The 10,598-nt window shown below is 70.6% G+C and carries 12 protein-coding genes; 6 read left to right on the top strand and 6 right to left on the bottom strand.

What is annotated here, in order from left to right; all coding sequences use genetic code 11:
- The first annotated feature begins 136 nt into the window (after positions 1 to 136).
- Positions 137 to 937: a site-2 protease family protein gene (locus tag HTV45_RS08185; RefSeq protein WP_215204973.1), complete on the top strand. Its 801-nt coding sequence runs from the start codon at positions 137 to 139 to the stop codon at positions 935 to 937.
- Here the strand turns inward: HTV45_RS08185 and HTV45_RS08180 are convergent.
- The 3 genes from HTV45_RS08180 to HTV45_RS08170 form a co-directional block, all read right to left on the bottom strand.
- A complete protein-coding gene (locus tag HTV45_RS08180) occupies positions 927 to 1,193 on the bottom strand; it encodes a hypothetical protein (RefSeq protein ID WP_215204972.1) in 267 nt (88 codons plus the stop codon). The genes HTV45_RS08185 and HTV45_RS08180 overlap by 11 nt on opposite strands.
- Positions 1,194 to 1,197: 4 nt before the next feature.
- Positions 1,198 to 1,923, bottom strand: a complete 726-nt coding sequence (npdG, locus tag HTV45_RS08175; protein WP_215204971.1) for an NADPH-dependent F420 reductase — start codon at positions 1,921 to 1,923, stop codon at positions 1,198 to 1,200.
- A 346-nt stretch (positions 1,924 to 2,269) separates the two neighbouring features.
- Positions 2,270 to 2,500 carry a hypothetical protein gene (locus tag HTV45_RS08170; RefSeq protein WP_215204970.1) on the bottom strand — a complete coding sequence of 77 codons (231 nt, stop codon included), beginning with the start codon at positions 2,498 to 2,500 and terminating at the stop codon, positions 2,270 to 2,272.
- Positions 2,501 to 2,578: 78 nt separating this feature from the next.
- Between HTV45_RS08170 and map the strand changes: the two genes are divergently transcribed.
- Positions 2,579 to 3,436 carry a type I methionyl aminopeptidase gene (gene map, locus HTV45_RS08165; protein WP_215204969.1) on the top strand — a complete coding sequence of 286 codons (858 nt, stop codon included), beginning with the start codon at positions 2,579 to 2,581 and terminating at the stop codon, positions 3,434 to 3,436.
- Positions 3,437 to 3,575: 139 nt separating this feature from the next.
- Complete coding sequence (locus HTV45_RS08160) at positions 3,576 to 4,223, top strand: heme oxygenase (biliverdin-producing) (protein WP_215204968.1); 648 nt, start codon at positions 3,576 to 3,578, stop codon at positions 4,221 to 4,223.
- A 61-nt stretch (positions 4,224 to 4,284) separates the two neighbouring features.
- Here the strand turns inward: HTV45_RS08160 and HTV45_RS08155 are convergent, their stop codons facing one another.
- Positions 4,285 to 5,328 carry an NAD(P)-dependent alcohol dehydrogenase gene (locus HTV45_RS08155; RefSeq protein ID WP_215204967.1) on the bottom strand — a complete coding sequence of 348 codons (1,044 nt, stop codon included), beginning with the start codon at positions 5,326 to 5,328 and terminating at the stop codon, positions 4,285 to 4,287.
- A 97-nt stretch (positions 5,329 to 5,425) separates the two neighbouring features.
- On the opposite strand from HTV45_RS08155, the gene HTV45_RS08150 reads away from it, so the two are divergent.
- Positions 5,426 to 6,013, top strand: a complete 588-nt coding sequence (locus HTV45_RS08150) for a TetR family transcriptional regulator (protein WP_215204966.1) — start codon at positions 5,426 to 5,428, stop codon at positions 6,011 to 6,013.
- Between the two features lie 26 nt (positions 6,014 to 6,039).
- On the opposite strand, the gene HTV45_RS08145 is transcribed toward HTV45_RS08150, so the two are convergent.
- The gene (locus HTV45_RS08145; protein ID WP_215204965.1) at positions 6,040 to 6,684 is read right to left on the bottom strand and encodes a PhzF family phenazine biosynthesis protein; all 645 of its coding nucleotides are present in this window, start codon (positions 6,682 to 6,684) and stop codon (positions 6,040 to 6,042) included.
- Positions 6,685 to 7,148: 464 nt separating this feature from the next.
- Between HTV45_RS08145 and HTV45_RS08140 the strand changes: the two genes are divergently transcribed.
- Both HTV45_RS08140 and HTV45_RS08135 read left to right on the top strand, forming a co-directional pair.
- Positions 7,149 to 8,873, top strand: a complete 1,725-nt coding sequence (locus HTV45_RS08140; protein ID WP_308309296.1) for a sodium:solute symporter family protein — start codon at positions 7,149 to 7,151, stop codon at positions 8,871 to 8,873.
- Positions 8,874 to 8,889: 16 nt separating this feature from the next.
- Positions 8,890 to 9,021 carry a putative transporter small subunit gene (locus tag HTV45_RS08135; RefSeq protein WP_215204963.1) on the top strand — a complete coding sequence of 44 codons (132 nt, stop codon included), beginning with the start codon at positions 8,890 to 8,892 and terminating at the stop codon, positions 9,019 to 9,021.
- A gap of 61 nt (positions 9,022 to 9,082) precedes the next feature.
- On the opposite strand, the gene HTV45_RS08130 is transcribed toward HTV45_RS08135, so the two are convergent.
- A complete protein-coding gene (locus tag HTV45_RS08130; RefSeq protein WP_215204962.1) occupies positions 9,083 to 10,591 on the bottom strand; it encodes an HtaA domain-containing protein in 1,509 nt (502 codons plus the stop codon).
- Between the last annotated feature and the right edge of the window lie 7 nt (positions 10,592 to 10,598).

The following is a 10,598-nucleotide window of genomic DNA, read 5'->3' as shown; positions in this document are numbered from 1 at the left end:
CCGCGAGCCCGGAGCGGCAGGCCCGGTGCTCCCCCGCCATGGAACCGGTCGCCGGCGCGAGACGTTCTCCCCGTGCGCCCGGTACCGTCGGGCAGCCCCCGCGCGTCTCCGCGTGGCCGACCGTCCAGGGAGCCCCATGACCACCGCCGCCGCCCGTCCCAGCGACCGGAGGATCAGCCCGGTCTTCCTGGGCATCCTGGCCGTGACGGTGGTCACCGGGTGGGCCACCTGGACCGGGTTCGCCGAGCAGCCCGGCCTCGCGGTGTTCCTGTTCGTGACGGCCGCCTGGATCGTTACCCTGTGTCTGCACGAGTACGCGCACGCGCGCACCGCCCTGCACAGCGGCGACATCTCGATCGGCGCCAAGGGCTATCTCACGCTGAACCCGATGAAGTACACCCACGCCCTGCTGAGCATCGTCCTCCCCGTGGTGTTCGTGATCATGGGCGGGATCGGTCTGCCGGGCGGTGCCGTGTTCATCGAGCGCGGCCGGATCCGGGGCCGGTGGCGGCACAGCCTGATCTCGGCGGCGGGACCGCTGACGAACGTGCTGTTCGCGATTGTCTGCACGGCCCCGTTCTGGCTGGACGCGCTGGACGGCGTACCGGCCGACTTCCGGTTCGCGCTGGCCTTCCTCGCCCTGCTCCAGGTGACGGCGGCGATCCTGAACTTCCTGCCGGTGCCCGGCCTGGACGGCTACGGGGTGATCGAGCCCTGGCTGTCGCACGGTTTCCGGCGTCAGGTGGAGCCGTTCGCGCCGTTCGGTCTGCTGTTCGTGTTCGCTCTGCTGTGGGTGCCCGAGGTGAACGGCGCGTTCTTCGGCGCCGTCGACTCGCTGCTGGCGCCCCTGGGGATCCACGAGATCGAGACGTACTGCGGCTACGACCTGTTCCGCTTCTGGAGCGACACGAACGGCGTCTGCTCGGTCAGCCCGTGATCGAGTGCTCGTCCCGCGCGGCCCGCCCCCGCTTGAGGTAGTACCAGGTCATGTTGGACGACAGCCCTACCAGCAGGATCCAGACGACGCCGAGGAACGCGTCGCCCCGCACGAAGGAGACGACGGCCGCGGCGACGGCGAGGAGGCACACGGCGAGAGCGTAGAGGGCGAGGCGGGGCATGACTGCGGGCTCCTGTCGGGGGACACTGCTTCCGGCACTGCTACAGGCGTTGCTGCGGCCTCCAGTGTCCCCCATCACCTCATACGTCCGTGACGCGGAGCCCCGCGTGTGCCTTGTAGCGCCGGTTGACGGAGATCAGGTTGGCGACCAGCGACTCCACCTGGTGGGCATTGCGCAGACGCCCGGCGAAGATGCCCCGCATGCCCGGGATGCGGCCGGCCAGCGCCTGCACGATCTCCACGTCGGCGCGGACCTCGCCGAGCACCATCACGTCGGTGTCGATCTCGTCGATCTCCGGGTCCTGGAGCAGTACGGCCGACAGATGGTGGAAGGCGGCGGTGACCCGGGAGCCGGGAAGCAGCGCGGCGGCCTGCTGGGCGGCGCTGCCCTCCTCCGGCGTGAGCGCGTAGGCGCCCTGCTTGTCGAAGCCGAGCGGATTGACGCAGTCGACGACGAGCTTGCCGGTGAGTTCCTCGCGCAGGGACTCCAGCGTCTTGCCGTGGCCGTCCCAGGGCACGGCGACGATCACGATGTCGCTGCGGCGGGCGGTCTCGGCGTTGTCGGCGCCCTCGACGCCGTGTCCGAGTTCCCCGGCGGCGGACCTGGCGCGCTCGGCGGCCCGGGAACCGATGATCACCTTCTGGCCGGCCCTGGCGAGCCGGTAGGCGAGCCCCTTGCCCTGCGGTCCGGTGCCGCCGAGCACGCCGACGACGAGTCCGGAGACGTCGGGCAGGTCCCAGGGATCCTTGGCCGGGGCCTTCGCGGGGGTCTTCGCGGGCTGCTGTGCGCTGTCGGTAGAGGTCATGGGCCGACTCTACGTCCGTGGCGGCGCCCCTTCCGTCCCGCGTGGGCGCCGTCACCGGTCAGCGGACAGTGTCCCCGGGCAGGGGGACTCCGCGCAAACGCCGGTACGGAGGTGAGTGGTTGGGGGCAGGGACGAGCGGCTGGGCCAGATGTGAGCGGTGGGGGCAGGACGCGCCTGGTGAGCGCGGCGGCCGGCGAGGGCGCCCGGCCGGCCCGCCGGGGCCCTCGCCGCTTCCGGGATCACCTGCCGGGGCCGGCCGACCTGCTGACCGCGCCGCCGCCGACGCGCCGGCAGCGGCTCCGGTCCCGCGTTCCGGCAGCCGTGGTCCGTCCCCGACCCGCTGCCGTCAGTCGTCGTCCCGCTCACCCACCGGGGCGTCGTGCCACTGGGCGTCGTTCTCCCACTGGAGATTGCGCTCGCGGGCCGTCTCCATGGCACGTTCGGCCTCGGTGCGGCTCGCGTACGGCCCGAAGCGGTCCTTGCCGGGGCAGTCGGGACCCTCCTCGACCTTCTGGTGTTCCAGGCAGTAGAACCACTCGCCCGGCTTCCCGGCCGTCCGCTTCTTGAACAGGGGCATGACCGTCTCCTCTCACCGTCTCGTCACCGTCCGGCCAGGAAGATGGTCCCCCATCCCCGCTGAATTAGACTCGCCGGCATGTCTGGCCAGTCGCTGCTCGTTCCGGGGGAACTGTCCCCCACCCGTTCCGTGCCCGGGAACATCCGTCGTCCGGAGTACGTCGGTAAGCCCGCCCCCACGCCGTACACAGGACCGGAGGTGCAGACGCCCGAGACGGTCGAGGCGATGCGGACCGCCGGCCGGATCGCGGCGCGGGCGATGGAGGAGGCCGCGAAACTCATCGCGCCCGGTGTGACCACGGACGAGTTGGACCGGGTGGCGCACGCGTACATGTGCGACCACGGCGCCTACCCCTCGACGCTCGGCTACCGCGGTTTCCCGAAGTCCCTGTGCACGTCGGTCAACGAGGTCATCTGCCACGGCATCCCGGACTCGACGGTGCTGCGCGACGGCGACATCGTCAACCTGGACGTGACGGCGTACATCGGCGGGGTGCACGGCGACAACAACGCGACGTACCTGGTCGGCGACGTGGACGAGGAGAGCCGGCTGCTGGTGGAACGCACCCGCGAGTCGCTGAACCGTGCGATCAAGGCGGTCAAGCCGGGCCGGCAGATCAACATCATCGGCCGGGTGATCGAGTCGTACGCGAAGCGGTTCGGCTACGGGGTGGTCCGTGACTTCACCGGTCACGGCATCAACTCCGCCTTCCACTCCGGCCTGATCGTCCCGCACTACGACAGTCCGCACGCCACGACGGTGATCCAGCCGGGCATGACCTTCACCATCGAGCCGATGCTGACGCTGGGCACCCACGAGTACGACCTGTGGGACGACGGCTGGACGGTCGTGACGAAGGACCGCAGGCGCACGGCGCAGTTCGAGCACACCCTGGTGGTGACGGACACGGGGGCGGAGATCCTCACCTTGCCGTGACGCCGCCGCCTTGTCCTCGGCCCGCTCTCCTTCCTCTCGGGGGCGGGCCCTCGTTTGTTCCGGCCCGGGGCCGGGGAGGTTACCGACAAGCCGTCGGCAAGGCATTGACTTAGGTAAGCCTAACCATAAAGATCGGACCATGGACTCCTTCTCGACCCTGATCCGCACCGCCTCCCACGAGCAGCATGTGGAGGCGGAGACCTCTACGTTCATGAGCGATCTGCTCGGCGGCCGGCTGGGCGTGGACGCGTACGCGCGCTACACCGAGCAGCTGTGGTTCGTGTACGGGGCGCTGGAGTCCGACGCGCGGGAGCTGGCCCAGGACCCGGTGGCGGGCCCGTTCATCCAGCCGGAGCTGTTCCGGCTGGCCGCGCTGGAGCGGGACCTGACCCACCTGCGCGGCCCCGACTGGCGCTCCACCCTGACCGCCCTCCCCGCCACACAGGCGTACGCGGCCCGGGTCGCCGAGTGCGCCCGCACCTGGCCGGCCGGCTACATCGCCCACCACTACACCCGCTACCTCGGCGACCTCTCCGGCGGCCAGATCATCCGCGGCAAGGCGGAGAAGACCTGGGGCTTCGAGCGCAAGGGCGACGGTGTCCGCTTCTACGTCTTCGAGGAGATCTCCAACCCGGCCGCCTTCAAGCGCGGTTACCGCGAACTCCTGGACGCGCTCCCGGTGGACGATCTGGAGAAGCAGCGCATCGTGACGGAGTGCAAGCGCGCGTTCTCCCTCAACACGGACCTCTTCCGCGCCCTGGGCGAGGAGTTCCCCCTGTCCGCCTGACACCCGCCCCGCGTCACAGCAGCCGCTGGCGCTCCGTCTCCGCGCGCGGTTCGGCGGTCCATCAGTCCAGGTCGGACAGGTCGAGTACGAACCGGTAGCGGACGTCGTTGCGGCCGAGACGGTCGAGCGCCTCGTTCACCCGTGCCGAGGGCAGCAGTTCGATGTCGGCGGTGACGCCGTGCTCGGCGCAGAAGTCCAGCATGGCCGCGGTCGCGGGCCTGCCGCCGCTGCCCGCCGAGCTGAGCTTCTTGCGCCCCACGAGCAGGTCGAGGGTTTCCACGGTGACGGTCCCGAGGTGTCCGACGAGGCTGAGCGTGCCGTCCATGGCGACCAGCCGCAGATACGGTCCGGGGTCGTGCGGGGCGGAGATGGTGTCGATCACGACGTCGAACCGGTCGCGGGCGGCGGCCATCTGTTCCGGGTCCGTGGAGACGACCAGGCCCTGGGCGCCGAGACGGCGGGCGTCGTCGGCCTTGCCGGGTGAGCGGCTGATGACCGAGGTGTCGGCTCCCAGCGCCACGGCGAACTTGACCGCGAGATGCCCGAGGCCGCCCAGTCCCGCCACCGCGACACGGGTCCCGGGACCCACTCCCAGGCTGTGCAGCGGCTCCCAGACGGTGACCCCGGCGCAGAGCAGGGGCGCCGCGGCGGCGGGATCCAGGCCGGCGGGCAGCGGATGCGCGAACCCTTCGCGTACGACGTACTCGCGGGAGTAGGCGCCCAGGGTGGTCGATCCGTCGTGCCGGTCGGCACCGCCGTAGGTCAGGGTCGGGAAGGAGTGGCAGAAGTTCTCCTGGCCGGCCCGGCACATGGGGCACGCACCGCACGAGTCGACGATGTTGCCGACCGCGACGGGGTCACCGGCGGAGAAGCGGGTGACGGCGGATCCCGCCTCGGTCACCACGCCGGTGAACTCGTGCCCCGGCACCAGGGCACGGTCCGCCGCCCCGTCGTGGTCGCGGACGGCGTGCAGGTCGGTGTGGCAGACGCCGCAGTAGTCGACCCGGACCGCCAGGTCGTCGGGGCGCAGGTCGCGCCGTCGCAGGGGGGTGCGCCGCAGTGGCGCCGTCGGGCCGTCCGCCTGCCAGCCGGTTGTCGTTCGCACAGCACGCCTCCTCAAACAGACTGTTCTGTCTGTTCGACCGTAGGTGCACCACCCCCGCAAAGGCAAACCAACCGTTCTGTTTGGTAGTGTGCCGGGTATGGCTGACCAACCCCTGACCGCTCGGGGAGCGGCGACGTACCAGCGCATCCTCGAGGTGGCGACGCGGGAGTTCGCCGAGTACGGGATCGCCGGAGCGCGCATCGAGCGGATCGTGGCCGCCGCCCGCACGAACAAGGCCCAGCTCTACGCCTACTTCGGCAGCAAGGACGGGCTTTTCGACGCCATCTTCCTGGGCTCCCTGGACCGGATCGTGAACGTCGTCCCCATCGACGCCACCGACCTCGCCGACTGGGCGGTACGCCTCTACGACGAGTATCTCCGCCGTCCCGACCTCATCCGGCTGGCCACCTGGGCGCGCCTGGAGCGCCGGCCGGCCGGCCACCTGGTCGAAGGCCACGACCGTCTCGACGACGGCAAGCTGCGCGCCATCGCGGAGGCCCAGGCCGCGGGACTGCTGCGCCAGGGCGATCCGTTCGATGTGATGGCTCTGGTCATCGCCATGTCCATGGCTTGGTCGCCGGTGAGCAACGTCTACGCGGCGACCGCCGGGGAACCCGCTGAGCTGCACGAGCAGCGGCGCACGCTGCTGCGTGAGAGCGTGCGCCGGGCCGTGGCGCCCGACTGAACCGGCCCTGCCCGCCGTGTCGCCTGTCAGCGTTCCAGGTGGACCCGGCCGCCGATCTCGGTCCAGCCCTCCGGCTGGGGTGCGGTGAGGATCTGGGAGCCCGCGCCCTGGGTGATGTTGAGGGCGCGCCCGAGACGGTCGGTGAGGAGGAGGGCCGCCGCACCCGTCGCCTCGTCCTCGTCGATGCCGTCGCCGCGGCCGGGGAAGGCGCGGGCGCGGATCCGGCCGGCCGACTCGTCCAGCCAGGCCCAGGCGTAGATCCACTCACCCTTCGGCGGCACGGGCAGGTCGTCGACCTCGGCGGCGGTGGCGTACTGGCGCAGGGTGCGCGGCGGCACCCACTCCGCCCGCGCCTCGATCCAGCAGAACTCCCCGTCCTGCCGGGCGCCCATCACCCCGGCGGGGACGACGAGTTCGGGTACGTCGATCAGCCAGGCGGTGCCGACGCACGGGTGCCCGGCGAAGGGCAGCCGCAGGGTGGGCGTGTAGATGTCGATCACCCCGCGCTCGGGGTCGTCGACGAACACGGTCTCGCTGAAACCGAGTGTGGCGGCGAACTCCTGCCGCTCCTCCCGCCCGGGCATCACGGCCCCGTTGCGGACGACACCCAGCTCGTTGCCGTACCCGCCGCGGGGGCCGCAGAAGACACGCAGCACGTCGTAATCAGTCACCCGGGCATTCAAGCATCGCGCAGGTCGCAGGGGGGCAAGGCCGCGGGGCGCCCGGACAGCGAAGCACTGGCCCCTTCGAAGCGCCTGTACGCCGACGGCTCGACCCTGGAGCACGTCCCGGCGTCGTCACCGTGTGACCTCATGAGCACCCCATCCCGCGCACCACGCCCTTCCCACCCGGTCCCTTTGGCGTAACAAAGTGATCAACTTTGCTTTCGCCATGCGCAAACGGATGGCTGGGAAAAGACCGGACAAGGGAGTCGCTTTCGCGATAAATGACCCATCGGACATGTCCAGGACTTGTACGAATTGAGCACAAAGCCGAGCGTCGAGCCGCTTGCGAAGCCGGTCGGTGCCGCCGCCCGGTGTCTGGAAAGAGCTGTTACCGTGCGGAAAGTTTGCGGGCCCAAAGGGCCCGCCTCTTTTGTGAACGCCCCGGTTCCAGCGATGAGGAGGTGGCGCCTGTGAGTGGACTGGAGACAGCCGAGTTCAGCACGCTGGTGGTCGTGGGTCTGTTGGTCTTCTTCTACGGAGGGACCTTCCTGGTCTCGACCCGCATCGGCAAGAAGAAGGAGAACGCCGACGGCTACATGACCGCCGGCAACAACATCGGTTTCGGCATCTCCGCGGCCAGCATGACGGCGACCTGGATCTGGGCGTCGTCGATGTACGCGTCCGCGACGTCGGGGTACACCTACGGCATCTCCGGGCCCATCCACTACGGGCTGTGGGGTGCGCTGATGATTCTCTTCATCTACCCCTTCGGCAAGCGGATCCGGGCCGTGGCGCCGAAGGCGCACACCCTCGCCGAGGTCATGTACGCCCGGCACGGCCGCTCCAGCCAGCTGATGCTGGCCGGGTCGAACATCGTCGGCAGCCTGATCAGCCTGATGTCCAACTTCATCGCCGGTGGCGTGCTGATCTCGATGCTGTCGCCGTTCACCTTCACCCAGGGCGTCTTCGCCGTCGCCGCGGGCGTGCTGCTCTACACCCTGTGGTCCGGCTTCCGCGCCTCGGTGCTCACCGACTTCCTGCAGGTCGTCGCGATGCTCGGCGCGGTCGCCGTGATCGTCCCGTTCATCTTCGCCGCGGCCGACTTCCCGGCGGCCTTCGAGACCGGCGCGGGCAACCTCACGGCCGAGCAGGGCAACTTCTTCTCCAGCACCGCCTTCATGGAGCAGGGCGCCCCGTACATCGCCGCGGTGCTCGCGTACGCGATCGGCAACCAGACCATCGCGCAGCGGCTGTTCGCGGTGCGGCAGGACCTGATCAAGCCGACCTTCCTCACCGCGACCGTCGGCTACGGCGCCATGGTGATCGGTGTCGGCATGCTCGGTGTGCTCGCCCTCTACCTCGGCTACGAGCCGGTCGGCGGCGACGTGAACAACATCATCCCCGGGATGGCCGCCGAGTACCTGCCGCCCGTGCTGCTGGGCGTGTTCTTCCTGATGATCGTCGGGGCACTGTCCTCCACCGCCGACTCCGATCTCGCGGCCCTCTCCTCGATCATGATGGCCGACGTCTACGGGCAGAACGTGGCCGGCAAGGAGAGGGCGAACCCGAAGACGATGCTGCTGGTCGGCCGCATCACCATGGTGATGGCGACCGCCGCGGCCGTGGCCTTCGCCAGTCTGCAGCTGAACATCCTCGATCTGCTGGTGTTCGTGGGAGCGCTGTGGGGTGCGCTCGTCTTCCCGGTGCTGGCCAGTTTCTACTGGGAGAAGGTCTCCGGGAGGGCGTTCACCGTCTCGGTGATCACGGCGCTCGCGGTGTTCCTGCCGGTGCGCTTCGGCTGGATACCCGTGGACGGCTTCTTCGGCATCGTCGTGGACGTGCTGTCGGTCGTCGGCGTCGGTGTCGTCCTCGGCCTGATGGTGTTCGGCTTCTTCGGGGCGAGGGCGGCCAAGGCCGTGGGTGTGGCCGCGGTGTTGGTGACCGCGCCGTTCGCCATCGGATCCCTGCACGAGTACGCCACGCTGTGCGGCTCGCTGGTCGCCTACTCGGTGTCCACGATCGTCTGCTGGGCGATGAGCGTGCGCCGGCGCGAGGGCTTCGACTTCGCCGCCATCGCCCAGCGCACCGGTGACTTCGACGACAGCGACTCGGCAGCGGTCGCGGACGCGGACGCGGACGCGGGCACCCCGGCCGCCGACGGCGACCCCGAGCCTGCCGGAAGCGGTACCAAGTGATCCCCCAGGAGGCAGCATGTCCACCGCAGCCCTGACCGCGTACGTCCTGATGTGGCCCGTGCTCGTGGCCGTCGTCCTCTTCGTGATCAGCCGGGGGTTCTTCCGCGAGTGGGCGGAGGCCCGGCGCAACGGGCAGGACCTGATCTGACACCGGCCCTGCCGTGGACGTGGAAGGGGTGCCCCCGCCTCGGGGAGCACCCCTTCCACGTTCACTCGGCCGTCGTGCTCCGCCTGCGCAGGACGAGGACCACCCCCGCGCCGGCCGCCACGGCTACCCCGGCGGCCACGCCGAGGGCGCCGGCCGGGACGTCCGTACCGGTACTGGCGAGGCTTCCGCCGAAGGTGCCGCCGGTGGTCGAGCCCACGCCGCCGGTCGTCGGACCGGTGGTGCCCGCACCCCCGGTGCCGCCTGTGGTGCCGGTGCCGCCTCCGGTTCCGCCCGTGCCGCCGGGGAGTTGCGCGTCGTCGGTGAGGGCCACGGAGAGGCCTACCTGGTCCAGCGCGGTGCCGGCCGGGTAGAAGCCGCCGAACGCCTTCGCGCCGGCCTCGGTGAGGGTCGCGGCCACGTCGTCGACCGTGATGACGTCGTTCCTCGCGGCCAGGGTGGGCGACTTCGCCTTCAGGTCGGCCAGGACCACGTCCTGGGACGCCCCGCCAAGACTGGTGACGTCCGCGGTCAGTCTGCCCGTACCGTCGTCGAGGGCCGCCCTGAGGTCGGTCAGGGTGAGGTCGAGGCCGTAAGTGCCGTTCTTCTCGTGGCCCTTGAAGTTGACCGCGCCCTTGAAGGCTGCCTTCAGCGTGCCGGCCTTCGTGTCGTACGTGCCGCTCGCGCCGGTGAAGGTGAAGGCGCCGTTGCCGGCGGCCTGCGTCGCACCGCCCGACGCGGTGATCCTGCCCTGGGCGACCGGGCCGGTCGCGTAGGCGCGGAAGGACTGTTTCACACCCCAGCCGAGCGTCCCGCCGGCTATCTCGCCCCGGGTGGCGGGCGCGGTCGTCCGTGGGGGCGTGGCGGACGGGGCCGTGGTCGGGGCCTTCGTCGTCGGGGAGGCGGTGGCCGTGGCCGTCGGGGTGGACTCGGGCGACGGTGAGGCCGGCGGGGTGGTGGGCGGGGTGGTGGGCGGGGTGGTGGGCGGGGTGGTCGTCGGGGCCGGCTCCGGGCCGGTCTTCTTCACCAGCGTCAGCGGGTCGCCGACCGCGCCCGCGTAGTCCGCGCTGCCGAAGACCGCTCCGGCCTCCTCGGTCAGCGTGGTCACCATGTCCGTCATCTGGCGGGTGACCGTGACGGTCGCGAGGGGGACGTCGTCCTGCGTGGTGCCGTCGCGCGTGACGTCGGCGGTGATCTCGGCGTCCACACTGTCGAACCTCACGTCGGAGAGCCCGATCTCGAACCCGTGGGCCTCGGACTTGATGGTCAGCTCGCCCTGGAAGGCGAGGGACACCCGGTGCGTGGTGGAGTCGTAGCCGCCTGTGCCGTCGGTGAAGGTGAACGGTCCGTTGCCGACGGCCTGGGAGGCGCCGTCCGCGGGGGTGAACGTGCCCTGCGCGAAGGTGACGACGTAGTTGCGGTACGACTCCTTGATACCCCAGGTCAACTCGTAACCACTTAGGGGGACTTCGGAGGCGGAGGCGGAGGCGGAGGGGGCGACGGTGGCGCCGAGTCCCGCCGCCGTGGCCACCGCGGCGGCGAGGGCGAGGGAGCGGCGTCGTCTTGCGGACATGGGCGGT

The sequence above is a fragment of the Streptomyces sp. CHD11 genome (assembly GCF_018638295.1).
In the GTDB taxonomy this organism is placed as follows: Bacteria; Actinomycetota; Actinomycetes; order Streptomycetales; family Streptomycetaceae; genus Streptomyces.
Note: the sequence above shows the minus strand (reverse complement) of the source record. Positions and strands in the feature narration are given on the sequence as shown.

Coding starts and splice junctions, on each gene's coding strand:
- map (WP_215204969.1), top strand. CDS start 2,579: ATGTCTGGCCAGTCGCTGCTCGTTCCGGGGGAACTGTCCCCCACCCGT.
- HTV45_RS08160 (WP_215204968.1), top strand. CDS start 3,576: ATGGACTCCTTCTCGACCCTGATCCGCACCGCCTCCCACGAGCAGCAT.
- npdG (WP_215204971.1), bottom strand. CDS start 1,923: ATGACCTCTACCGACAGCGCACAGCAGCCCGCGAAGACCCCCGCGAAG.
- HTV45_RS08185 (WP_215204973.1), top strand. CDS start 137: ATGACCACCGCCGCCGCCCGTCCCAGCGACCGGAGGATCAGCCCGGTC.
- HTV45_RS08130 (WP_215204962.1), bottom strand. CDS start 10,591: ATGTCCGCAAGACGACGCCGCTCCCTCGCCCTCGCCGCCGCGGTGGCC.
- HTV45_RS08135 (WP_215204963.1), top strand. CDS start 8,890: ATGTCCACCGCAGCCCTGACCGCGTACGTCCTGATGTGGCCCGTGCTC.
- HTV45_RS08150 (WP_215204966.1), top strand. CDS start 5,426: ATGGCTGACCAACCCCTGACCGCTCGGGGAGCGGCGACGTACCAGCGC.
- HTV45_RS08180 (WP_215204972.1), bottom strand. CDS start 1,193: ATGGGGGACACTGGAGGCCGCAGCAACGCCTGTAGCAGTGCCGGAAGC.
- HTV45_RS08170 (WP_215204970.1), bottom strand. CDS start 2,500: ATGCCCCTGTTCAAGAAGCGGACGGCCGGGAAGCCGGGCGAGTGGTTC.